Annotated in this window: 22 protein-coding genes and 2 pseudogenes; 10 read left to right on the forward strand and 14 right to left on the reverse strand. The window is 51.5% G+C overall.

The window, feature by feature from the left end; translation table 11 throughout:
- A pseudogene (locus HMPREF2625_RS11010) lies at positions 1–557 on the reverse strand (protein argonaute-2); the annotation flags it as partial.
- Positions 558–1298: 741 nt separating this feature from the next.
- A complete protein-coding gene (locus HMPREF2625_RS01880) occupies positions 1299–1955 on the reverse strand; it encodes a TetR/AcrR family transcriptional regulator (protein WP_037231096.1) in 657 nt (218 codons plus the stop codon).
- Between the two features lie 93 nt (positions 1956–2048).
- Between HMPREF2625_RS01880 and HMPREF2625_RS01885 the strand changes: the two genes are divergently transcribed.
- Together HMPREF2625_RS01885 and HMPREF2625_RS01890 are read left to right on the forward strand one after the other, a co-directional pair.
- Positions 2049–2408, forward strand: a complete 360-nt coding sequence (locus HMPREF2625_RS01885; protein WP_070521130.1) for a nuclear transport factor 2 family protein — start codon at positions 2049–2051, stop codon at positions 2406–2408.
- A 135-nt stretch (positions 2409–2543) separates the two neighbouring features.
- Positions 2544–3326 carry an SDR family NAD(P)-dependent oxidoreductase gene (locus tag HMPREF2625_RS01890; protein WP_070521133.1) on the forward strand — a complete coding sequence of 261 codons (783 nt, stop codon included), beginning with the start codon at positions 2544–2546 and terminating at the stop codon, positions 3324–3326.
- Positions 3327–3448: 122 nt separating this feature from the next.
- On the opposite strand, the gene HMPREF2625_RS01895 is transcribed toward HMPREF2625_RS01890, so the two are convergent.
- A complete protein-coding gene (locus tag HMPREF2625_RS01895; protein ID WP_070521197.1) occupies positions 3449–4081 on the reverse strand; it encodes a DJ-1/PfpI family protein in 633 nt (210 codons plus the stop codon).
- A gap of 301 nt (positions 4082–4382) precedes the next feature.
- Here HMPREF2625_RS01895 and HMPREF2625_RS01905 point away from each other — a divergent pair, with 301 nt between their 5' ends.
- The 3 genes from HMPREF2625_RS01905 (at position 4383) to HMPREF2625_RS01920 (ending at position 7446) form a co-directional block, all read left to right on the forward strand.
- Positions 4383–5342, forward strand: coding sequence for an NADP-dependent oxidoreductase (locus tag HMPREF2625_RS01905; protein ID WP_070521141.1), 960 nt, complete (start codon positions 4383–4385; stop codon positions 5340–5342).
- Positions 5343–6008: 666 nt separating this feature from the next.
- Positions 6009–6824, forward strand: a complete 816-nt coding sequence (locus tag HMPREF2625_RS01915; RefSeq protein ID WP_070521147.1) for a class I SAM-dependent methyltransferase — start codon at positions 6009–6011, stop codon at positions 6822–6824.
- Between the two features lie 364 nt (positions 6825–7188).
- The gene (locus HMPREF2625_RS01920; RefSeq protein ID WP_037231102.1) at positions 7189–7446 is read left to right on the forward strand and encodes a GlsB/YeaQ/YmgE family stress response membrane protein; all 258 of its coding nucleotides are present in this window, start codon (positions 7189–7191) and stop codon (positions 7444–7446) included.
- A gap of 107 nt (positions 7447–7553) precedes the next feature.
- Here HMPREF2625_RS01920 and HMPREF2625_RS01925 read toward each other — a convergent pair whose 3' ends face one another.
- From HMPREF2625_RS01925 to HMPREF2625_RS01950, 6 genes are all read right to left on the reverse strand, one after another.
- A complete protein-coding gene (locus tag HMPREF2625_RS01925) occupies positions 7554–7745 on the reverse strand; it encodes a type II toxin-antitoxin system VapB family antitoxin (RefSeq protein WP_070521150.1) in 192 nt (63 codons plus the stop codon).
- Positions 7746–7812: 67 nt separating this feature from the next.
- The gene (locus HMPREF2625_RS01930) at positions 7813–8520 is read right to left on the reverse strand and encodes a class I SAM-dependent methyltransferase (protein WP_070521154.1); all 708 of its coding nucleotides are present in this window, start codon (positions 8518–8520) and stop codon (positions 7813–7815) included.
- A gap of 24 nt (positions 8521–8544) precedes the next feature.
- Positions 8545–9003, reverse strand: a complete 459-nt coding sequence (locus tag HMPREF2625_RS01935; protein ID WP_070521157.1) for a DUF2867 domain-containing protein — start codon at positions 9001–9003, stop codon at positions 8545–8547.
- Between the two features lie 131 nt (positions 9004–9134).
- The gene (locus HMPREF2625_RS01940; protein ID WP_013397528.1) at positions 9135–9362 is read right to left on the reverse strand and encodes a YdeI/OmpD-associated family protein; all 228 of its coding nucleotides are present in this window, start codon (positions 9360–9362) and stop codon (positions 9135–9137) included.
- A 227-nt stretch (positions 9363–9589) separates the two neighbouring features.
- Positions 9590–10333 carry a 1,4-beta-cellobiosidase gene (locus HMPREF2625_RS01945; RefSeq protein WP_246826580.1) on the reverse strand — a complete coding sequence of 248 codons (744 nt, stop codon included), beginning with the start codon at positions 10331–10333 and terminating at the stop codon, positions 9590–9592.
- A gap of 432 nt (positions 10334–10765) precedes the next feature.
- Positions 10766–11530: a protein RtoA (Ratio-A) gene (locus HMPREF2625_RS01950; protein WP_246826581.1), complete on the reverse strand. Its 765-nt coding sequence runs from the start codon at positions 11528–11530 to the stop codon at positions 10766–10768.
- Positions 11531–11919: 389 nt separating this feature from the next.
- Here HMPREF2625_RS01950 and HMPREF2625_RS01955 point away from each other — a divergent pair, with 389 nt between their 5' ends.
- Complete coding sequence (locus HMPREF2625_RS01955) at positions 11920–12132, forward strand: TOBE domain-containing protein (protein WP_037234731.1); 213 nt, start codon at positions 11920–11922, stop codon at positions 12130–12132.
- A 114-nt stretch (positions 12133–12246) separates the two neighbouring features.
- On the opposite strand, the gene HMPREF2625_RS01960 is transcribed toward HMPREF2625_RS01955, so the two are convergent.
- The 5 genes and pseudogenes from HMPREF2625_RS01960 to HMPREF2625_RS01975 form a co-directional block, all read right to left on the reverse strand.
- Entirely contained in the window at positions 12247–12972 is a 726-nt protein-coding gene (locus HMPREF2625_RS01960) for a type 1 glutamine amidotransferase domain-containing protein (RefSeq protein WP_070521168.1), read from the reverse strand.
- A 58-nt stretch (positions 12973–13030) separates the two neighbouring features.
- Positions 13031–13255: a hypothetical protein gene (locus HMPREF2625_RS11015; protein WP_246826582.1), complete on the reverse strand. Its 225-nt coding sequence runs from the start codon at positions 13253–13255 to the stop codon at positions 13031–13033.
- 54 nt (positions 13256–13309) lie between these two features.
- Positions 13310–13858, reverse strand: a pseudogene (locus tag HMPREF2625_RS11160) (chromosome condensation regulator); the annotation flags it as partial.
- 49 nt (positions 13859–13907) lie between these two features.
- Positions 13908–14993 carry a redox-regulated ATPase YchF gene (gene ychF, locus HMPREF2625_RS01970; RefSeq protein ID WP_070521176.1) on the reverse strand — a complete coding sequence of 362 codons (1086 nt, stop codon included), beginning with the start codon at positions 14991–14993 and terminating at the stop codon, positions 13908–13910.
- A 169-nt stretch (positions 14994–15162) separates the two neighbouring features.
- Positions 15163–18414, reverse strand: a complete 3252-nt coding sequence (locus HMPREF2625_RS01975) for an AAA domain-containing protein (RefSeq protein WP_083295590.1) — start codon at positions 18412–18414, stop codon at positions 15163–15165.
- Between the two features lie 306 nt (positions 18415–18720).
- Between HMPREF2625_RS01975 and HMPREF2625_RS01980 the strand changes: the two genes are divergently transcribed.
- The 4 genes from HMPREF2625_RS01980 (at position 18721) to HMPREF2625_RS01995 (ending at position 22383) form a co-directional block, all read left to right on the forward strand.
- Entirely contained in the window at positions 18721–19656 is a 936-nt protein-coding gene (locus HMPREF2625_RS01980; RefSeq protein WP_070521182.1) for an ABC transporter ATP-binding protein, read from the forward strand.
- Positions 19657–19658: 2 nt separating this feature from the next.
- Complete coding sequence (locus tag HMPREF2625_RS01985) at positions 19659–20420, forward strand: ABC transporter permease (RefSeq protein WP_013397541.1); 762 nt, start codon at positions 19659–19661, stop codon at positions 20418–20420.
- A gap of 111 nt (positions 20421–20531) precedes the next feature.
- Positions 20532–21758, forward strand: a complete 1227-nt coding sequence (locus HMPREF2625_RS01990; protein ID WP_070521187.1) for a sensor histidine kinase — start codon at positions 20532–20534, stop codon at positions 21756–21758.
- On the forward strand, positions 21751–22383 hold the full coding sequence (locus HMPREF2625_RS01995) for a response regulator transcription factor (protein WP_070521190.1): 633 nt from the start codon (positions 21751–21753) through the stop codon (positions 22381–22383). The genes HMPREF2625_RS01990 and HMPREF2625_RS01995 overlap by 8 nt, the downstream gene beginning before the upstream one ends.
- The last annotated feature ends 87 nt before the right edge of the window (positions 22384–22470 follow it).

A 22470-nucleotide genomic window follows, 5' to 3' on the forward strand; every position in this document is an offset into this window, starting at 1 on the left:
GATGCGGGTGCACCCTGAGCCTGCTGACCCTGGCCATTAGCATTGGCACCCTGCTGCTGACCCTGACCGCTGGCATTAGTACCCTGCTGATCCTGAGATGCGCTAGGCTGAGCCTGCTGCTGTTCACCGCCGGATGCAGCTTGCGAAGGATCCTGTGTCGCACCGCCCTGTGTTGCACCATCCTGGTTCTGGTCACTGGCGTTAGCACCCTGCTGACCCTGAGCATCAGCATTGGCGCCCTGCTGCCGACCCTGACCGTTAGCGTTAGCGCTCTGCTGCTGATCCTGGGTTGCACCATCCTGGCTCTGACCACTGGCGTTAGCACCCTGCTGGTCCTGACCGTTAGCATTAGCGCTCTGCTGCTGACCCTGATCCTGACCGTTCTGTGCTGCAGAATTTGGCTGGCCCTGAGTGGACCCAGAACGAGCCTCATCCTGAGGACTTGCAGGCGCTGCGTTTGCTTGCGCGAGCGGAAGAACCGTCACACCTGCAAGGGTGAAAATAGCAGCTCCGGTCATAGCCGAACGAGAATAGCGAAAAGACATCATAAACTCCATTCATCGGTGACATGAACAATTCAACCCTAAACATAATTGAGGACCGAGATACAAGAGATATCGAGGAATCATCACAATAATTATTCTGAGAACGAATTTTTTACGTTGATATAGAAATATTCGAAGTTATTTAGTCAAGGTTTTATGAAAAATTTCTCCATTAAGTTTTTACAGAAAAATATAGCTCTGCCTCTCGTTTTTGATACAGGCGAAGCGTATCTTGAATTACAGGGACGTATCAGAATTATTATGAGCGCACCTTATCCATTAGATATTTTGACGTAGCTCACCGAATTTTGTACGCACACTGGCAAACAGGTTCCCCGACTCTCCCCTGATGTTCGATTGCATCGAGTGTTTCTACTCGAAGTGCACCATGAGCGCAACAAGGTGGAGACCCACAAAAACATACCGCACGCCGCCCGTGTCATGGGGCGTTGAGTGGCGCGAGATACAGCCTCTATTCTCACGTTGGTTGGGTAAAACCGTTCTGGTGCACAATAGCGTCTACCGGCTCCCCACGGTATTGCGGGGTGATTCATACCTTTTGTTGAGGAGTATATATCGTTTCTCACCAACTTTTTCCCAGTGGGTATCTGCCTGGTGGACTACCGAAACGCGGCTAAACTCTGCGTATTTTTATCCTTCACTCTTACGATCCAAGGCGGGCAATACTGTCTCACGGACTAGGTTAGATGTTTCTGCTGAATAAAACCTCGTATCCATCTCGCTGATCGCGTGTCATATAGAGGGTTCGTGGGTTCCAATTCCAGTGAACAAAGTGTGCATAATCAAAGTGGTCAGGCGGTCTAGCTCGGCATCGTCTACAACCGCCTCCAGTCTGGCTAAATCATCCGGCCCGGTCGGCATTGGCGGGGCTTTAGCCCCCATACCGGTGCCGGTGATACCAGCTACCGCCTCGTCAGTCATGGCACGGAACATACGCTGCGCCCAGATAAGGTCTACATCTGCAGCGATATAGCCCTCACGCTGTGCACGCTCAAAAACCTTACCCAAACGCCCTAAAAGAGTGCGCTGTTTTGTAATCACGGCGGGATCATCATCGCTCAGATGCGCCATCGCATACAACCAGATCGCCTTCACCCGCATCACGTTAACGGTCAGGCGATGCAGCGCCACCATTACGGGAGCGGTCTCGGGACTTGCTGACTCAAATGCTTCATAAAATTCTCTAACGGCAATATTACTCAGCTCCGCGAGAAGAACCTCGCGGCTGGCGAATCTGCGATGAATAGTTGTTCGAGTGACTCCTGCAACCGTAGCCACCTGCTCCAGCGAGGCGGTTGGGTCTCGGCGCAATACTTGTTCGGCGGCGTGAAGCACGATATTGACCGTGCGCCGCGCATCAGCTCGCAATGGCTTAGATGAATCAATCACGTAGTTATTACCCTAATAAATAGAACATGTCTGTTACAGTTAAATGCGTGGGTTATACCCGCATGTCATATATTCTATTCGCGAGAGGGTCAAATGACTACTAAGCAGACCGTCCTGAATTACTATTCGGCAATTCACGCCGAAAATTGGCAAGACTACATTTCCGATAAATTAGCCTATGGATTCAACAGTGCAGAACAAAATCTTGGCAAACAAGATTATCTGCAGGGTGCCGGAAATTTTTTTAATTCCACCACTAATGTTGAGCTTGCACATCTTGTGGTTGAAGGCGATAAAGCGGCGGTTATTGCGCGCTACACCGCAAAGTCCCCCGCAGGAGCCACCCAGATTTTCGAGGTTCCGGAATTTCTCACAGTGCGAGACGGCAAAATTGTTGCCTCCAGCATTTATCTTGACGGCGCCGCCTTTATGGCCTTTATAAAAGGCGAGTAAAGCTCTCTAGCCACTTTCATTCAACTTCAGCAAATTCCTAAATACCCGCAGCACATTTGCTGCTCTCGCCTGAGATAGCAGGTTTTAAGCGGGAATTACTCTTTATCACTCATTCCCTCCCCCAAGGAGATCATCATGAATACCAATTCTGCTCTTTCCGGCAAGAATGCTGTTATTACCGGCGGCAGCGACGGTATCGGCTACGGTATTGCCGAAGAATTTGCCCGCCAAGGTGCTAACCTATTCCTCATTGCTCGCACCCCCACAAAACTTGCAGAAGCCAGCGCGCGCTTGAGCGAATACCCCGTGACCGTGCACACCTTCGCAGCAGATTTAACGGATATTTCTGAAGTACACCGTGCCGCCGAGCATGCCCTTGATATTTTGGGAAGTATTGATGTGCTGGTCAATAATGCCGGTATTGCACGGTTTATTCCCTTTGAGCAAACCGATGAGAACGCTTTTGACGAGCATTTTAATCTCAACGTCAAAGCCCCGTATTTCTTGGCACAAAAGTTATTGCCTGAACTCGCTAAAAATTCTGGCAATATTGTTAACATTTCGTCATATTTTTCGAGGCGAATGCTTCCCGGGCGCCCTTCGACGGTCTATTCCATGACAAAGGGCGCATTAAATCTTTTCACACAGTCATTAGCGTTTGAGACGGGTTCCGCCGGAGTGCGCGTGAATGCGATTGCGCCGGGAATGGTCGAAACTCCACAATTGCTGCGCAATGTTTCTGCGATGCCGCCTGAAGCGCAGGAGCAAATGAAGCAAAATGCCTCGGCGTTGATTCCGTTGGGGCGCATCGGGAATGTTGATGATATTGGGCGTGCCGCCGCGTTTTTGGCATCGGATGCGGCCGCATGGGTGACCGGCGCGGTATTGAGCGTGGATGGTGGTGTTACGACGCACTAGGCTTGCTGCCCTGTTCTCCCCTCCCCTCTCCCTAGTGTTGTAAAAAAGGCTCTTTATACGAATCAAGCGGATTTTCTAACGCTTTATTCGTATAAAGGGTCTTTTTATGCGCTGGGAGGAAGCTACGCTGATTCGATCTCGGCAGAATGTGCAAATGGGTCAGTGTCCGGGTCATTTTGCCACAGATATTCGCAGCGGGACGCGATCTCTTGAGCCGTTTCCAAACCCCACCGGTCGGCGATAAAACCTAGAGTCATATCCATACCCGCCGAAACTCCCGAGGATGTATAAAACTTCTCTGTGCTCACCCAACGCGCCTTCTGCTGCCACCTCACCTGTGGGCGCGTCCCACGCACCCACTCGAAGGCACGTTTGTTAGTAGTAGCAGGCTTCCCGTCAAGAACACCTGTGGCGGCAAGAAGCGCCGCTCCGGTGCAGACTGTCAGGCAGGTTTGGCTTTGCTGTACCAATTTAGCAAGGTTTTGCAGGAATAGGCCGTTCATGACGAGAGAGCGCGTACCTATACCTCCTGGAATCAGAAGAATGCTCCCCGGAGGAAGACTTTCAACAATTTCTGTCTTGAGGGTAAAGCCCTGGGCGGACTTCACCGATGAACCGCCGCTCTCGGCTGCGCCCGCCACCGAGATATACCGCATACGCACATCAGGCACACGGTGCAAAAATTCGATAGGTCCCATAGCGTCGAGAGTCTCATAACCGTCGAAGAAAAGACAGTACACAGATGTAGTCGTCATAGCCCCCATGCTAAAAAGGGTCTTTATGTGAATCAAGCACGATTCTTCAACGTTTTATTCACATCAAGGGTTTTTATTATGCACTCAGGAATGTGCCCAGCAGGTTTGTACGCCTGGAAATATACCCGGGTGCCCGTCGTAAAACCGTCATTTATCACGGTTTGGCACGCATACAGGTTAGAGTTAAACACAGAGGCATTATTTTGGGTGCCGTCGCCCATTACACAGCTGCGGTTCTCATGTCGAATGCCGTGCATCCTACACCGATGCTTCCGCAATGACCGATAAGAAAGAGATAAATATGTCGCTACCAACCACAATGCGCGCCGTACAATACGACAAATTTGGCGGGTCTGAACTGCTCACGATCAACGAGGTTCCCGTGCCATCTCCCCGCCCCGGCCAGGTGTTGGTACGCGTGCAGGCCTTCAGCGTGAATCGCATTGACGTGATCGTGCGCGAAGGCGAAATGCGGCTTTTTACAGGTAAACGCTTCCCCAAAGGTACCGGTGTGGATGCGCTCGGCGAGGTTGTCAGCGTGGGCACCGGCGTGATGGACTACAAAGTTGGCGATATTGTGTGGGGGTTCAACGGCTCCATTTCGATGGCGCCCACCGGCACAGCAGCCGAATACGCGCTATTCCGTGAGAACCGAATTAACCATGCGCCGCGCATCCAGAACCAGATTGATGCGGCGGCACTGCCGCTCGTGAGCCTTGCCGCCCTGCAGGTGCTCCGCAAGAACCTGAAACTCCAGGCCGGTCAGCGTTTGCTGGTGGTGGGTGCTAGCGGCGGTGTAGGGCATGCCGCGCTGCAGATCGGGCAGATTTTAGGGGCTCAGGTGGCAACCGTTTCAGCCGAAGAAAATATAGCTCTGTGCCGCGAGCTAGGTTCGATTGAGGCATACGACCACGAGGCTCTGCCAGACCCCGAAAAGGTTGAGAAATTCGATGCGATCCTGGACTGCGGAGGCGTTGTGACCGCGTTTTACCGCAACTACTTGAAGCCGGGCGGGCGCATGATGACAGTCTCACCTGACGGTCTTCCGGCGGTTCTGACCTCGCTGTTCACGAACCGTCGCGTGGGTTTCCTGCTGGCGACCAAGGCATCGTCCGAGGCCATGAAGTGGATTACCAATGCCGTCGAGCGCGGTCAGCTGCGCCCAGTTATTGAGAAGAAATACTCACTTGAGGAGCTTGGCGCCGCGCAAGATCGTGTAGCCGAGAAACATACACGCGGCAAACTCGTAGTGGTTATGTAACTCTTGGGTTATTCATACGGGCGAGGTTTTGACATATGGCCACAATGTTGTTGTGGCTATGCGCTCAAAGCCTCGCCTTTATGCGTGCCCGTGACGATGCGGCACGCATGTTTGCGACGCTGGGAGTAGGCTAAAGGTATGAGAATTGGTATGCGAAAACCCAGTGTGAAACGAATGATTAAGGCCCGCACCACCAGTCGGGCAAAACGCGCCGTGAAAAGAGCCGTGATTCCCGGTTATGGCAGGCGCGGCATGGGGTTTGTGAAGAACCCGAAACGAGCCGTAAAAGGGGCTATCTACCGCCGCACGACCTTCAGCGTGTGGGATTTGTTTAGGTAATGGAAGAGTTCCTCTCTTGCGGTAACGCTCAATTCGGGAGCACTTTCTTCATTCGGGAGCAGTTAAAGTGCTCCCGAATGAAGAAAATGCTCCCGTTTTGTCATGTTGTGGTTGTAACGCCGGAATAAGAGCCTGAATATGCACCAGCATTTGCCTCACACGGTTCTTCTTTACATGTTTAGAGCCGCCTCTCGCCTGCGGTAGCACTCCTCAATCTTGCGCCGCCGCATAAAAACCTTTGGAAAAGACCCTAAAAATAAAGGTTCTCGCGCGGTATACTAAGGATAAGCTAACCTCCTCGTCAAAGCTGAAAGGGACCTTTTTCCTATGCTGAAAATCGAAGATGCCATCAGCGAGACCTTACTTATTCCCCTGTACATGAAGCACCTCGCCTCGCAACAGCCCGACCCAATCATCAAAGATGAGGCAGCTGGACGAGTCGTTTCGCAGTTAGACTACAATTTCTCTAAATTTGATAACGTTATTCACACCGTTGTCGGCACCGCGATTCGCTCAGATTACTTTGACCGGCTCGCGGCCGATTTCATTAAGCGCCAACCTAACCCGGTAATCGTTAATGTTGGATGCGGTCTAGACAGCCGCCGGGAACGCATCGGTGAAATCGCGCAGAACGTGCCGTTTTACAGCTTAGATTTACCCGATGTGATGACTTTGCGTATAAAGTTGCTGCCCCCGCAAGGCAGTGAAGTTTTCCTGGGGACCTCAGCCTTCGACGCGGGTTGGATGGACGAGCTGAACGATCTGCAGCCGAATGCCCAATTTCTGTTCGTGATTGAAGGCATGCTGATGTACTTTGACCGTTACACGGTACGCGCTTTGTTCCGCGATCTTGCGCAGCGTTTTCACGGCAGTGAGATCGCGTTCGACGTCATAAACTCGTGGATGGTTTCGCATTCCGATCAGCACGAAGCGCTTAAGCACTCCCGCGCGCGATTCGTTTTTGGATGCGACGACGATCATGAACCCGAGCGTTGGGCTCATAACCTGCGCTTGGTGAGTGCTAAACGGCTGATGACAGACTTTCCGACGTGGAAGAAGAGCGGGGCACTGTCTGCCATGATAACGCGGCGTTTACCATTCCTGAAGGAATCCTTCCGTATGCTCCACTACCGGATAGACTGACATTGCTTATTTTGAGCGCCAGCAGATTATTCTTCCTGCACAAGCAGGAGCCAGCATTTTACCCATCGGAGCACTATTTCAAGCGCAGCAGGAAATAAACCGCATTCCGAAACTGGGTGGATCCCGTTGCCTTTTAGCGCGTCTTACCCCCGGCAGCTCTTTTCTGCTCCTGGGATTATAGCTGCGCAGGTTCCGCATAGTGTACAGTCCGGGTTGGAACCGCATACACCTATAGTTTACCCATCAAGTAATTTGTACTGTACAATTGAGGGTTCATATGCGATAACCACACATTATCGCTCGTGTGCAAAGTCTATGGAACTCTGCGCAGTATATGACTCATCCAAACCGCAAGGAGGTATCTATGGGTCAGCTTATTGGGATGATTATTGCGGGTGCTATTATTGGCGCCCTTGCCCGCCTGTTCATGAAGGGTCAGCAGAATATTTCTATTCTCTGGACCATCATCTTGGGCGCTGTTGGCGCGTTTGTCGGAGGCTGGGTAGCTGGTCTGCTTGGTGTTGCTGAAACCGCCGGTATCGACTGGATCCGCTGGATTCTTTCGATTATCGCCGCGATGGTCGCTATCTCCATCTATCTGAGCGTCACACACAAGAAGTAGCTTCTTCCACATTCTGCAAAAGCGGATCCTCGAACATTCTGTTTCGAGGATCCGCTTTTTATTGTGCGTTACGGGTGCGTTTTATTAGAAACCGCCCTTATATGCACTCATATATCTTGGTGCCGTGGAGCTGCTTGGGCTTGAGGTTCGGAACCTCCTAATGTAGCAAGCAGGCGTCCGTTTTCAACACGTACCAGAGTTTCCAAGGCAGCACGCACTAGAGAAGAATGTTCTTCAATACCGGTGAGCTTAGCCGCTTTAGCAACAATCTCTTCATTCAAAGTCACAGTTGTACGCATAATACCCTCCGCATCAGTAAACAACACACCCTTGATATAGATAATAATGCTGCTTTATTTTGCATATCTACCTCGTTGGCACCACAGCCTCAAAAACCATAATCGGTTGAGTGCCATCAAAAGGGGTGCGGCACCAGTCACCCCATACGGCGTGTATTTCAAATCCTGCATTCTGCAGCTGGTAGCCTAATGTCTTTTTATCTCGAAAAGTTAGGATACTTTCTTGGACCACAGTCTCTCCAGAGTCCATGAAGTGATAGTTAGTGCGGTACAGAACCTGCCCATTATTATCAGGTGCAACCGCTTCTGACCATTCAGATATCAGTCCGTGCCGTGTGGAGCGAGTCGTAGTAGACGTAGTCCAATTTTCCCCGGCTCGACATGCTGGATTACGGCTCTCGAACGCGAGCATTCCACCTGAGTGCATTATACGATGTAGGTCATTCAAGGTCTTTTCCCACTGTGGGCTAGGGATGTGTTGCGCCACATTACCACTCATCACTACCAAATCGAAGCCATGGTCGGGAACATTTCGGCTATCCCCCAGAATCCACCGGATTTTGGAAGCGCCAGGGCGACTGCGTGCGTACTCTAACATTGATGCTGACGGGTCTACACCGATAACAGCACGCCCCGATTGAGCTAAAGTTACGGTAAGTATGCCGGTACCGCATCCTAGGTCAAGGATTCTTTGGGCATTAAACCGATGAGCTAGAGAACGGTAATAATCATGGTCCGCCCCATCGGGGTTGTCTTCATCATAGAAATCAACCATACGAGGGTCATGGTCTTTTTGCGCTCACGGTTTTATATCGACTTGACGCAGCATGTAAGGCACCAGGGCCTTATGGAATGGCCAGATACATGTCAGATACACCTTCCCCACAGCCGATTGAGGCTGGGCGTATGTTTCAATCCCGCCACACGCAGACATGCTGCCCTCAGAAGCGGTAACCACGAATTTTGATGAGAACTCTATATGCCTATCCTTATGGCCACCGATGACATGCTCATCAGTGACCTCAGTAAAGGTAAAAGGACCCGCTGATGAACCAACCGTAACTTCCAATTGCTTGGATTTCGATGAGGGCTGTACTGTAAACCCTATTTTCTGTACAACACGGTTACGAACCCGCATTATCGTACGAACCCACGGAGGGGTTGCAGATAAAAAGCGGTGGGTAAATTCCTGTGCGTCCCAGCTAATGGGTATCTGCACATAGTGACCATCAGAAAAGTTCATATTGTTAAATCGCATATTCAAGCCTCCTGGCACGCTCAGCAAAACTGCCTAACACAGGATAAATCGCGTTCTATATCCTGGCAGAGTGCAGAATACAGATCAGGGTGCGTTTTCAGCATGACTGCTCGTGGCGGTGCATCTTGAACCTATTTACGTGAGGCCTTATGTTCCTTGCCCATATAGATACCGCCCTGTGCCAGCTCGGTGAGCATTTGTTCGAGGCGCTCGATACGCATCGCCGGTGTCTTGGCGCGGTTGATCCAACCAATATAGTCGTTGCGCTGATACGCTGGTCGAGCCTTATAGTCGGTGCGTAACCCCGCGTTTTTTAGGGCCGCCGCAATATCTTTCGGCATAGTGTGTTGCTCGCGCATAAAGCCTCCTGAGGTGGGTGTTTATCGTGTACCTGTACTCCACGCTACCTGTAGCACGGTGGCAGGTTCAAGATTTCAGGTAAGCGCGAACTATACCGGGCAGTATTTTCCGCGGGTCACAGTACTCCTGAGGGTGGTTCTTGCTAGCCTTCACCTCACAGACGCAGATAGGCGCGCATCCTGCGATGGCTGAGGATACGCGCCTAACCGTTTCTTTCAAAGGGGTATCAGCGTTTTGCAGGCTGAACCGCTCCCTTAGGGGTTACCGCATTCGAACCATTGGGCATCACGGGGGTTTCAGGCGTTCCACTTGGGGTCTCACGAGACGCTTCACCGTTCATCCTGACCTCGTAGGTACCGTTAGGTTGCACCTGTGAGTTCTTATTGGAGCCGTTGGGCAGACCGTTTTCATTTGTAATCCAGGATCCATCAGCACCCACCCAATCGGTGTTTCCGGTGGCTGGATTACTCCGGTCCCATGACCCATCGGGATACACCCTCACGATCTCGCCGTCGGGTTCGGTTGCAGTCCAGGATCCGTCTTCAGCAACCTGCACATACCCTTCAGAACCGGGATTTTGGTTCGCTGTCTTTCCGGGGGCGCCCTGTTGTTGAGCTCCGCCGCCAGCGACACCGCCGTTAGTTCCCGCGCCCTGATCTGCCTGGGCGCCGCCTCCATTAGCGCCGGTACCAGCACTGGTACCGCCGTCACCCTGCACTGCACCATTACCGGAATTCTGTTCCGTACCTGCGCCACCATTAGCGCCTGAACCGGAATTTCCAGATGTTCCACCGCCGTTATTCACAGCGTTGGAGCTTCCTGTGGAACTAGAAGCACGAGATGAACTTGATGAAGAAGAAGCCGAGGACGAACTTGAAGAATCATTCGCACTATTTGAGCCGCATGCACTCAAAGCTAAGATGCCAGCAACAGCCAGAGATACGCATGCGGTAGCCTTCTTGGTAGTCATGATTCGCATCCTTTCTCCTGATAAATATCAGCTGGTATTTTAACCGTCGCATAAGCCCATGTGTATTGTCAGGAATTTTCCAGATTTTGCAAATATTTTTACCACAAAATGCATTACACCCGTGTATTACACATTAAAGAAATTGAATTAGCTTATATATCTAAACTAAATTTTATTTATGAACGAATCAACTAAAGATTATTAATATTTTGAAAAATCATAAATTTATACTGTCTCACATATTTCCAAGACGGTGGCTTCCACCGGTATAGAATTTTTTGACGTTCACCCCAACCCGTAACCCCGACGACGTTAGCCCCCAAATTTCAGCGGGTGTGTACGCTGTGCACACAATAGGGTGCGCATCCTCAGGTATTGAGGATGCGCACCCGTTTCGCGCAAAGCACTTTGCGAAAGTGTCTCTGCTGGTTATTACATGCCCGGCTTAGTGGGCTGTACCGGGTTTACTGCCGGGACCGCCTTCGGGTCAGGGAGTTTTCCAGGAGACACCGGGACAGCGTTACTGGGTATCTCGGGGGAAAGCTGACCGTCATAGGTAACCCGGTAGGTTCCGTCAGCCTCTACCCGGGCTACCGTGTGCCCGTCGGCATAGTTCTTGGTCCAAGAACCATCCGCCGCAACGGTACTGGTACCGTCTTCCCCAACGCTCGTCCAGCCACCGTCGCCGTCGACATGATACCGAGAGCCCGTGGTATCAACGTAGTCCCAGGAAGCTTCGCGGTGGATTACGTATTCGCCAGGGGTCAATGCGTTGGGGTTTTTCGTGACATTATGTTCATCATTCGCAGCATTCGCCCCTCCAGGATCGGCCTGTTGCTGCTGGGCACCGCCTTGGGCTTCAGCGCCCTGGTTCGCTTGTGCTCCGCCGTTGGTATCGGCGCCGGTTACACTGCCACTCTGTGCGCCAGTGCCGGAGTTTTGGTCCGTTCCAGTGCCGCCTTCAGCACCAGAATTTGCTGCGCCGCCGTTAGCGCCTGAACCGGAGTTCGCGGAGTTTCCACCACCGTTGCTCACCGTGCCGGATCCACCGGCGCTAGCCGTCTTGGAGGCTGTTGATGATGAAGACGATGGGGAAGAATTCGAAGCATCATTAGAGCTATTTGAACCACAGGCACTCAAAGCCATAATGCCAGCAACAGCCAGGGATACATATACAGGTACCTTCGTGGTAGTCATAATTCGCATCCTTTCTCCTGATAAATATCAGCTGGTATTTTAACCGTCGCATAAGCCCATGTGTATTGTCAGGAATTTTCCAGATTTTGCAAATATTTTTTATAACAGGGTGTAAATAAGTGGATATATTACATAATAAAGAATAGATATGTATTATAAAACTAAAATAACTCTTTCTCTAAACTTCTTACAATAAGAAATATTGAATATTTTATCTATGAAATATATGTGCTTGAGTTAGGTCTATCCAAGTATTACCCCGGCTTCGCATCGCAGGAATTAGCGTAAGCCCTGGGGGTTGAGAGTTACTACCCGCATAAGAAGATGCTTGCATAAACTAAGACATATAACATGTAGGGGATATTCGTTTACTCTGGAAGGAACCGAGCATGAAGCTTTCTGCCCGTAACCAGCTTGCTGGCACCATTGTTGAGATTACCGAAGGCGCTACCAACGGCATTGTGAAGATTGAGATCGCTCCCGGTCTGATTGTTTCTTCCTCGATTACCAACGCCGCTATTGAGGAGCTGGGGCTGCAGGTTGGCAAGCCTGCTACCGCCATTATTAAGGCATCCAACGTCATGGTTGGTGTTGAGGACTAGTCCTCTCCCTGTGCACCCGGACGCATCTCATACCGGGCGCAATACTTAAATAATGAGGCTCGATCCCGGTATGGTTCGCGATAACCGTACCGGGGTCGAGCGCGTTAAAACTAGTTACAGAGGCTCCGAGCCTTTACCCTTGAGAAGGTCGAGCCGAGCGAGTTCTTCACACACGGAGAACGCGACAAGATTACCTGATGAGGAGTTATTATGCCCCGTAACCAGTCCATTAGTCGCTGCCGCTGAGCTCCTGTAAGGCCTCTTCCAGCGAATATAGTCCGCCCCGCGTTCTTTTGCTAGCTCTTCAGCGTTGTAGGGCACCTTCTGAGACACTAAAGCGAGTTTCTCTTCCCTCCAGGAGGGGCCGGTCAGTATTTTGCCGTTCACCAGATAGCTTCCATCACTCAGGCGTACATTGAGGATGCCGCAGTACCCGTGCCCCACGGATGCGACGATCGCGCCCCGCTCGTATGCACTGGCGATGAGGTTGTGCAGCTCGGAGTTATGCGTGAAGTCGAACATGGCGCCATGCCCACCAGCCAGGCATATAGCATCGTACGTGTTCGGGTCTACGGACCGGATGGGAGGGGTGTTTTTCAGGAGCGCCATGCGTTCCTGGTTATTCAGCCAGGATTTTGCACTCTCATTGCGGAACGGGAACTTCAGAGAGCGGGGATCTAAAGGGACGTCTCCCCCACGTGGACTGGCGATGTCCTGCTCGAAACCCCTCTGCTCAAACCTATCCCAAGCGGTCGTCAGCCCAGAAAGCCACAGCCCCGTCGGGTCACCGTTATCGTACTGACCCACATTCGTCACGATGTGCAAGATTCTTTTAGCCATGAGCCTATATTAGCTGGGGCGTGGGCATGTATACCGTGGACCGACGGGTCAACAACCTTTAAAAAAGACACCAGCCCGCGGTATTAAGTTGACCATTACTATTGTCGCCAACAGCAACGACCGAACCATCAGCACGCAGCCCCACGGTGAATGCACCGCCTGCCGCCACAGCCACAATATCTTTCCAGTCATAGACATTGCACTGTCCAAATTCAGAACTTCCTGCTGCAACAACGGAGCCATTCGCTGTAAGACCAACGCAGTGGTAACTGCCAGCAGCCACGGCAATGATCTCTGTCCACCGCTCACTGCCACTCCAGAATTCCGGATGCCCGGTCGCACAGACCGTACCGTCCTCTGTAAGACCAATGGTGTGCAGATATCCAGCCGCAACAGACGTAATTCCATTCCAATTGTGGACTTCGCATTGATCATATGTGTTATTTCCCGCAGCGCGGGCAGTTCCATCTGAGAGCCGGGCTACAACATGCCAATCACCACACGTAATTTCAGTTATGTTATGCCAAGTAGCTAGCTCATCATCCGCAAGCCTACCAGCTGTGACGGCAGTTCCGTTTCCACGCAAACCTACGCTAAAACGCCATCCCGCGGCGACCCCAACTATATTCTGCCACTTTTGCACGTCACATTGTCCATGGTTGTTCCATCCGCAGGCTTGAACAGTTCCATCATCAGCAAGTCCTAAGGTGTGTGATTTTCCCGTATTGCGGGCCATATGAACACTTCCGGCAGCAACGTCAACAATATTTTGCCATGTCGACGTTCTACATTCACCAGCGGTACTCGCACCAACGGCGACCACCGTACCATCAGCCCGCAGGCCAACTGTATGTCGCCCACCTGCGGCGATCAAATGAGGGAGCACACGAACAACTCTCTATTACAAAAATGCTGTAATAGTTTGCTTACGCGACCTACACATTAAACCTAAACTCAACCACATCACCATCAGCCATGATGTAGTCTTTGCCTTCCATGCGGACTTTGCCGCGGGCTTTAGCCTCGTTCATGGAACCTGCCGCATCCAGGTCATCGAAGGAAACAACCTCAGCCTTAATGAAGCCGCGCTCAAAATCGGAGTGGATCACGCCCGCCGCCTGTGGTGCGGTGTCGCCCTTATAGATCGTCCAGGCTCGCGATTCCTTCGGGCCAGCCGTCAAATAAGTCTGCAGACCCAGGGTTGAGAAGCCCACGCGAGCCAACTTATCCAGCCCAGATTCGTCCTGACCGCTCATCTCCAGCATCTCGCGAGCTTCCTCCTCGGAAAGCTCCACCATGTCAGCCTCAAGTTTCGCGTCCAAGAAAACAGCCTCCGCCGGAGCCACCAGCTCACGCAGCTGGGCCTGCTTCTCCTCAGAAGCAAGCACACCATCATCCGCATTAAACACGTAGATGAAAGGCTTAGCGGTCAGCAGGTTCAGCTCCTTCAAATGCGCCATCTCAAGCTTCTCGGCAGCCGCACGCGAGAAAATCGTATTCCCGTCCTCAAGAATCTGCTGCGCCTGCTTGTAGGTTGCCAGTTGGGCGGCGTCGCCCTTCTTAATCTTCACTGCCTTCTCAAGGCGCGGAATCGCGTTCTCCAAAGTCTGCAAATCCGCCAGAATCAGCTCGGTATTAATGGTCTCCATGTCGGAGGCAGGGTCAACCTTGCCGTCCACGTGAATCACGTCCGGATCATCAAACGCGCGCACCACCTGCGCGATCGCGTGTGCCTCACGAATATTAGCCAGGAACTTATTCCCCAGCCCCTCACCCTCAGAGGCGCCCTTCACAATACCCGCAATATCAACGAACGAGACAGTTGCGGGCAGAATACGCTCAGACCCGAAAATCTCGGCGAGCCGGTTCAGGCGGGCATCCGGCAGGTTCACCACACCAATATTCGGCTCTATCGTAGCGAACGGGTAGTTAGCCGCCAGCACCGTGTTGCGGGTAAGCGCGTTGAACAGGGTGGACTTGCCCACGTTAGGAAGACCGACAATGCCGATAGTCAGAGCCACAGAAAATCCTTCATAATGACGACGATAATTCGCCCACACCCCGAGTGATACCAGGCGCAGGCACAGACAATTAACATTCTACCGCGCGACAGCTGCATGTGCGGTAAAAGGTAAGATACGGGCTATTGCTTGCCGCAGAGTGTTCGTAATACCTATCACCGTACGATACCTAGATCTTTTTGTTGATTAGTTTCGCCATATCACTGAAATAAGGATGAGTTGCCCACTTATCATAGTCACCAAAGACATACAGACGTCGCTTTGCACGGCTTGCTGCCACGTTAACAAGGTTTGGTGAAGACGCGGCCCATCCACGTGAGCCATCTTTATCAGGATCACTACCGAGAATAAAAGCAACCACAGATGCTTCTTTCCCTTGAGCCGTATGAACCGTACCAGCGGTTAACCCAGGATAATCTTTCTGCATTTTACGTAGTCTATTAGCCACAGCACGGAATGGACTAATAGCAATAATATCTGAGTATTCCACACCTTGAGCAGCAAGATAATCAATCATCTCCCTAAATCGGCGTAGCTCTGCTTCTTGAACTTTTTGGCCTCTATTCTGCGATGGAACATGTGCCCATGCACTCTGGAAGACATCTGCGTTTTCGCTGTACCAAGAATGCGAAACACGAGTGTCTGAAATCATCATTCCTTCATACGCCACCTTATTACTGATATCAAACATGGGTGACTCACAACGTCGGTGCACACGTAACGGAGAACTCACCCAGCGACGCTCAGAACCCTGTCCCAAATATGTGCCATATAGTGCAACTCGATCAACAAGAGTCTGTACCGAGGCTTGCGGAGGTACCCACTCCCCAGAAATATTGAAATAGTCTGCTAAACCACGCCGGGATTTGGCGGGCATTGTCGTCACTGGCTCTAGTTGTAGTGGATCTCCTACCACAAGAGCATTTTTCGCTCGCCACAAACTACCTACAGCGTCCTGTGGATTAGCCTGTCCCGCTTCATCAATCAATAACCATCCCAGAGATTCACGGCCTAATCCAGAAAACATCCTTGGTATAGAAGCAAAAGTACTCGATACAGTCGGAACTGTAAGAAAGAAAACTTGCCATGCTGCTTTAACCAATGCAGGAGGAGCATTACGCATGCTGCCTTTAATAATTGCACCGGCAATTTTTAGTCGCTGCTTCATATTCGTGCGAGAGTCTAAGATAAATGCTCGATGCAAATCTAATGCACGTAAGAACAAATCAGATCGGGCTTTATCGTATTCTTCTGTTAACCAAGGTGCAGTAAGCTCCTTGCGAATATCATTTGTATTGACATGATAAGCACTGCCATACTCTTCCCGATCCCGCTGTATCTGACGGTTAAGCTCCACAGTTTTCTTCTGGGCAGTAGTGATACTGGTTCTAATATATTCCAGTATTTTCTGGTTTTCTATGCACTGACCCTGAGCTTCTTCATAAGCAACACGACCTTCAACAAAAGCAGTTTCAGAAGATGTAAGATCCTCAATTTTTTGCTCATGTTGCGATCTCCAAGTGGAACCTGCTCGCCCAAAACTGAATAAGTTTGCCCAAAAACCTGGCTTCAACTCACCACTGCGCTCATAAGCCAGAGTCGCAGCTGTTTTCCGTTCAGCAATTCGAGTTAAATTCTCATGGGTATTTTGATATGTAATATTACTTATCTGCAAATCTCCCTCAACAGTTACTTTCCTTTCTTCTAACTGAGCTAAATGTTCTTCAACTTCTTTGAGAGTTTTATTCCGTTGATATGCGTTAATACGCAATTCATTCAAACACTCAACTTTTGCCCACGCATTCTTAAAAGCTCCTCGCGCCTCCTCCCAATCTGGGTAAAACTCAATATGACTCTTGCTGTCAAGCAATTCAAGCAGCCCTGGTACCTCTATAGGTTCTGCTCCGTCTACTGGCGTATAAGCACTTCCATACATCAGTGCCCCTATATATGAATGACGGTTATTTTTGTTACCTAAGCGTGCAGCAAGGATACCCCAAGCATCAACAGGTTTGATATTTTCTTTCTTATATCCGTTTCGCACTTTATGCAAAAGAGCTGTTGCAATAGAAGTGAAATAGTCAGCCCCCTCCCAAGTGTCAGAATCAATAGCAGCACGGTCAGGAATCTCAGTGGAAACATTCTCTACAGCACCGTTATTACTAGATGCAATAACCATTTCATAACCAGTTACTGAACTATCTGGAGGTGTGAAATACCGATCTTTACCATTATCGTCCCTGTATTTGATCCTACGAGTACCAAATACCGCTGCAGGGTTAGCAAATTTGGCCATTGCACAAGCACGCTCGGTTACCATACCCGCAATCACATCTCGAAGTAAGGTAGTTTTCCCAGTACCAGGAGGACCATTCACGCCAAACAGCTGTCCTGCCCCAGACGGATTTGCAAGCACTCTATTAACCGTAAATTGCTGGGCGCGAGCAAGGTGATGTTGTGGGTTTGATGGCCAACGTCCGGCAGGAATATTCTGAGGCTCTAGGATCTGGTTCGTGCTCTGGGGATCCTCAATAACATCTTGCCGAGTCCCGTAAACAGGGTTTGCCCTTTTTGAGAGGTACGTACAGAGTGTTTTCCCCAATTCTCCTTTACGCGAGCGCAGTAACACGTCTCCTAATTCTTCAAGTTGGAAGCTATTGAGAAAGTTATCAGGATTATCAGAATGATCGTCACCATCGTCTTCTCGAACCTGTTCCGACGAAATACGTGTGATGTAACTATGTGTAGGACTATCTGGTGACATCCCTATACTCTGATATACCATTTCAGTAAGGAGTGTAAATACCCCGTAATCTACTGGCAGCTGACGCGCTAAAAGTTCCTCATCACTACGTGGAGTACCATCAACACGATACACTCCGATCTTTTTTCGCACACGTTCTATCTCATAGGCGATAATTTGTTCTGTGATATTACTTTCTGCTTCTTTGAAATCTTCCGGGTTACCTAACTTCTCAGGTTTATCAGGGTTAGCATTTGCAGATGCCCATACCGCACTCGATAATATGAAGCTATCAAGTTTAATTCTACCAGTATGATCTATAACGAAAGCCGCTGCAGCACTTTCACCTGCTGTGCGAAATTCATCCGATTCTTGATCTGCACCGTAGAGTTGAGAGAGCAATTCATAGACTAAAGATTTCTGATGTACGCCTAAATATATAGTGTGTTTCCATTTATAGGACGCTTCACCATATTTCGTGCGACGGGTAAGAGGAGCCGGTAAGATACTCCATGGAAATATGTCACCACGCCGCCAATCAGTAATTTTCTTAACTATAGCTTCCTGTCTATGCAGAGGGTTCCATTCAGACTTTGTCGTGAGTTGAGGTATGTTGGGCGGGTTAAATAGTTCCAGAACCCACCAATAGTTGAGAAGACGTTCAATGTGTCTGGTCATGGTATTTCTCCATACAGATTGCAATGGATCACTATCATCAGGGTATCACTGTCTTAAGTAGTACATAAGATATTTACGCGGTCAAGGGTGAGGTTCAGGTTCCTTCCCCACCGGATACACACCCGCCCTCCCCCGCTATTTTGGGGTTTATTTTGTATTGGGCGACTTAAATAACCGCCCGATGCACAATAACTCGCAAAATAGAACACCGCCGAGGCGGCGCATCCAAAAACCATGACACCTGTCATGGGTATGTCATGACAGCACGCACTTATAGCACCCGGTACAAGCTGGTGTACTAGAAGCATGAACACGACAACAGTTATTCAGGCAGAGAATCTGACCCAGGTTTTCCGGGTTCCAGGCGGCACCCTCACTGCCGTCAATAATCTCGACCTCACCATCAGCAAAGGCGAAATCATAGCCCTGCTCGGCCCAAACGGGGCGGGCAAAACCACTCTCATTGATATGATTCTGGGGCTGACCGAACCGGCGCGAGGAACCCTCACCGTGCAGGGTATCTCCCCTAAAAAGGCAGTGCAGCGCGGCGATATTGGGGCCGTTCTACAAACCGGCGGGCTCCTCAAAGACCTAACCGTGCGGCAAACCCTCGAAATGCTCGCCACGCTCTATCCCACCCGCATCGATATTGATGAAGTGCTTGCCAGCGCAGACCTGACCGAGCTGGCGCATCGTAAAGTCGGTAAATGCTCTGGCGGGCAGCAGCAGCGCATCCGGTTCGCTATCGCCACCATGCATGACCCTAATATCCTCATTCTGGATGAGCCCACCACCGGCATGGACGTTACCGCCCGCCGCACCTTCTGGGAACGCATGGATAAGCTCGCCGAAACCGGCAAAACCATTATCTTCGCAACCCACTACCTGGAAGAGGCTCAGAACTTCGCACAGCGCATTGTGCTCATGCGTGACGGCGCCATTATTGCCGATGGCACGTCCGAAGAAATCCGTGACCTTACCGGGTACCGGCATGTGAGCTTCCTGGCGGATGCGCCCCTCACCTTTGACGATCTACCGCATCAGCAGGTCGAAATTACCCAGGAAAACGGCAAATACCGCCACCGACTGAACATCTCGGATGCCGAAGATTTCGTGCGGCTTCTGCTCAACACGCAGGTTGTGAGTGACCTTGAAATCGTGAAGCCCTCCATGGACGAATCCTTCATGCTCCTCACCTCAGACACCGAATCAGCCGCATCTAGCGCCACAAAGGAGTCCTAGACATGCTACGTTACACGCTCTACGAAATTCGCCGGTCGGTATTGTCGCCGTCTTCCGTGTTTTACACGATCATCCTGCCTGTGGGGCTCTATATGCTCTTCGGCGCTCTGCAGGACTATGCAAAGGTCAAAGTCGCAGACGGTAACGCCTCCGCCTATGTCATGATCGGCATGGCACTCTACGGCGCTATCAGCAGCACCGTATCGGTCAGCGGCCTAACCGTGGTCGAAAACGTGGCTGGATGGGGCAGGCAGCTAGCCCTCACCCCCATGAATACCGGTAAATACCTGTTCTCCAAATGCTGTGTAGCGTTCGTAATGGCGGCGGTACCCGTCATAGCAGTGAACATTGCTGCCCGCCTTACCGGAATCGATATGCCGCTGAATCAGCAGATCGCCTGCGCCGCGCTCAGCATACTATGCGCTATGGTCTTCGGGTTCTTCGGGCTGGCCATCGGGCTTCTGGTACCCAGCGAAAGCGCAGTAGGTATTGCCAACGGCGTTTTGGTGGTGTTCTCGTTCTTCGGCACGCTCTTCGCCCCGCTCACCAAAGACCTTATGCCCTACGCCCGGTTCACTCCGCTGTACGGTGCCGCCGAAATCTCCCGCTATCCCTTCACTCAAGGGCTCACAATTATCAACGGCAGCGGCCCCGACTGGAACATGATCGAACCACTCTGGTACGGCGTTGTTAGCTTCGCAGCCTGGGGCGCTCTGTTCATTCTTGCGACCATGCTCCTTATGCGGCGAACCACGCGGCGCTAGGTCTTTCGCGACAACGGCTGCTAGGTTTTGGGCGCATCCGGTATTCGTACCGCCGGATGCGCCCTCTGCGCTACACGAAGTCGTCTTTATACTAGAGTCCAGGAGGAGCATATGACACCGCTAAAACCCCGCAATAAAACACCTGAAAACCGCGCTATCGACTGGATTAGCTTGGGATTCTCTGCACCTTGGCTCGTATATCTGGGGTACATCTACGACGGCCTTTTAGAGCCTAACGCTCCGGTGTGGAAACCCGTGTATGTCATTATCTGCCTGGTCATTTTCTCAATCACAGATGTTGCCGCGTATACGGTTCCCTGGATTCTTCCGGCGTCATCATATTTCAGGCGGCTGCTTCTCTGGACGGCTCTTCTCCTCGTGCCCGTATGTGGCGTAATGCTGATAGCCGCCATTCCACCGGCAGATGTACTCATCGGGTTCACCATCTATTTTGTGGCACTGTGGACTTTTGCCGAGGACATTCCCTACAGCACGCGGATTCGCGGCGCCTTCGTCATAGCGGCGGTTTCCTGGATAATTTATATGTTCTCTGACGGGTTTCCTATCAATTTTGCGGATAAATCCCGTCTAACCTTATCGCTGGGAATCCCTATGATCGGGATTATGGCGTTCTCCTACCTAATCCAGCTGAGTAAAAACGCCGACAAAACCCAGGCCAAGCTTGATATGGTCAGCGAGCGCGAGCGCATCGCCCGCGATGTACATGACGTGCTCGGGCATTCTCTGACCGTGATCACGCTTAAGGCCGATTTGGCGCGTAAACTTCTGCATGCTGACCCTGACCGTGCCGATGCGGAGCTTGAAGCTATCGCCCAGCTTTCTCGGTCTTCGCTGGCGGAGGTTCGTTCGACGGTCACGAGGCTGCGCATCCCGGATTTTTCGGGTGAAATTCAGGCGTCGGCGCGTGCCTTGCAGACGGCGTCGATCACCGCTAAATTGCCCGATGCCGAACATGCTCTCTCAGTGGTTGGGGTGAATTCTTCGCTTTTTTCGTGGGTGCTGCGTGAGGCTGTGACAAATATTGTGCGACACTCACATGCCGGTTTCTGTGAGGTGCGGTTGAGTAATACCGGGCTTGAAATTCTTGATAATGGGGTGGGTATTCCTGCCGAGTACGCTGCTGGAAGCGGCATTAAGGGCATGAAGAGCCGCGTGGAGTCTGCGGGCGGAACCCTCGTTATTGAGGATGCTCCGGCGCACTGGCTGCGAGAGCATCCTGCCGGTTCTGGGGCAGTAGACGTTCGGGGTACGCGGGTTCGGGTTAGTATGGACGGTAATACCGCCGAGATTGAGCCTTCGGGAGATACAGATGATTAAGATTATGCTCGCCGATGATCAGCAGCTTGTGCGTGAGGCGCTGGCCGCACTGTTGGGACTTGAGAACGATATTGAGGTGGTCGCGCAGGTTGGCGGCGGCGATGAGGTTATTCCGGCGATCAACCGGTATCACCCGGATGTGGTGCTTCTCGATATCGAAATGCCCGGTTCTGAGCTTTCCAGCGGTATTGATGTGGCGGCTGCGATTCGAGATGCGAAACTGGTAACGCTTACGGGAGATCCGGTACGTTCGCTCATTGTGACGACCTTTGGCAGACCGGGGTACCTGCGGCGTGCTCTCGCCGCTGGGGCGAGCGGGTTTATGGTGAAAGATACGAGCGCGTCCCAGCTGGCGGAGGGCATTCGGCGTGTTCATGCGGGTATGCATGTGGTGGATCCGGCGCTTGCGGCGGAGTCTTTGGCGTATGGGGAGTCTCCACTGACCGAGCGCGAAACCGAGATTCTGCAGGTTGCCGGTCATGGCGCTACGGCGCGCGCTATTGGTGAGCAGCTGTTCCTCTCCCCCGGTACGGTGCGCAACCATCTGTCTTCTGCGATGGCGAAGCTTAACGCCTCGAACCGGCAGGAGGCGATACGTATCGCCGCCGATAACGGTTGGCTTTAGGGCTTCCTGCGGTTGTACCGCTAATCCGGGAGCGTTTTCTTCATTCGGGAGCAGTTAAAGTGCTCCCGAATGAAGAAAACGCTCCCG

Source organism: Rothia sp. HMSC064D08, from assembly GCF_001809525.1.
In the GTDB taxonomy this organism is placed as follows: domain Bacteria; phylum Actinomycetota; class Actinomycetes; order Actinomycetales; family Micrococcaceae; genus Rothia; species Rothia dentocariosa.

What these genes read in the sequence shown, in the direction of transcription:
- HMPREF2625_RS01935 (WP_070521157.1), bottom strand. Translation starts at nt 9,003, where the DNA reads ATGCGATTTAACAATATGAACTTTTCTGATGGTCACTATGTGCAGATA.
- HMPREF2625_RS01975 (WP_083295590.1), bottom strand. Translation starts at nt 18,414, where the DNA reads ATGACCAGACACATTGAACGTCTTCTCAACTATTGGTGGGTTCTGGAA.
- HMPREF2625_RS01895 (WP_070521197.1), bottom strand. Translation starts at nt 4,081, where the DNA reads ATGACGACTACATCTGTGTACTGTCTTTTCTTCGACGGTTATGAGACT.
- HMPREF2625_RS01920 (WP_037231102.1), top strand. Translation starts at nt 7,189, where the DNA reads ATGGGTCAGCTTATTGGGATGATTATTGCGGGTGCTATTATTGGCGCC.
- HMPREF2625_RS01980 (WP_070521182.1), top strand. Translation starts at nt 18,721, where the DNA reads ATGAACACGACAACAGTTATTCAGGCAGAGAATCTGACCCAGGTTTTC.
- HMPREF2625_RS01930 (WP_070521154.1), bottom strand. Translation starts at nt 8,520, where the DNA reads ATGGTTGATTTCTATGATGAAGACAACCCCGATGGGGCGGACCATGAT.
- HMPREF2625_RS01960 (WP_070521168.1), bottom strand. Translation starts at nt 12,972, where the DNA reads ATGGCTAAAAGAATCTTGCACATCGTGACGAATGTGGGTCAGTACGAT.
- HMPREF2625_RS01945 (WP_246826580.1), bottom strand. Translation starts at nt 10,333, where the DNA reads ATGACTACCAAGAAGGCTACCGCATGCGTATCTCTGGCTGTTGCTGGC.
- HMPREF2625_RS01905 (WP_070521141.1), top strand. Translation starts at nt 4,383, where the DNA reads ATGTCGCTACCAACCACAATGCGCGCCGTACAATACGACAAATTTGGC.
- HMPREF2625_RS01955 (WP_037234731.1), top strand. Translation starts at nt 11,920, where the DNA reads ATGAAGCTTTCTGCCCGTAACCAGCTTGCTGGCACCATTGTTGAGATT.
- HMPREF2625_RS01925 (WP_070521150.1), bottom strand. Translation starts at nt 7,745, where the DNA reads ATGCGTACAACTGTGACTTTGAATGAAGAGATTGTTGCTAAAGCGGCT.
- HMPREF2625_RS01985 (WP_013397541.1), top strand. Translation starts at nt 19,659, where the DNA reads ATGCTACGTTACACGCTCTACGAAATTCGCCGGTCGGTATTGTCGCCG.
- HMPREF2625_RS01950 (WP_246826581.1), bottom strand. Translation starts at nt 11,530, where the DNA reads ATGACTACCACGAAGGTACCTGTATATGTATCCCTGGCTGTTGCTGGC.
- HMPREF2625_RS01890 (WP_070521133.1), top strand. Translation starts at nt 2,544, where the DNA reads ATGAATACCAATTCTGCTCTTTCCGGCAAGAATGCTGTTATTACCGGC.
- HMPREF2625_RS01990 (WP_070521187.1), top strand. Translation starts at nt 20,532, where the DNA reads ATGACACCGCTAAAACCCCGCAATAAAACACCTGAAAACCGCGCTATC.
- HMPREF2625_RS01885 (WP_070521130.1), top strand. Translation starts at nt 2,049, where the DNA reads ATGACTACTAAGCAGACCGTCCTGAATTACTATTCGGCAATTCACGCC.
- HMPREF2625_RS01940 (WP_013397528.1), bottom strand. Translation starts at nt 9,362, where the DNA reads ATGCGCGAGCAACACACTATGCCGAAAGATATTGCGGCGGCCCTAAAA.
- HMPREF2625_RS01995 (WP_070521190.1), top strand. Translation starts at nt 21,751, where the DNA reads ATGATTAAGATTATGCTCGCCGATGATCAGCAGCTTGTGCGTGAGGCG.
- HMPREF2625_RS01915 (WP_070521147.1), top strand. Translation starts at nt 6,009, where the DNA reads ATGCTGAAAATCGAAGATGCCATCAGCGAGACCTTACTTATTCCCCTG.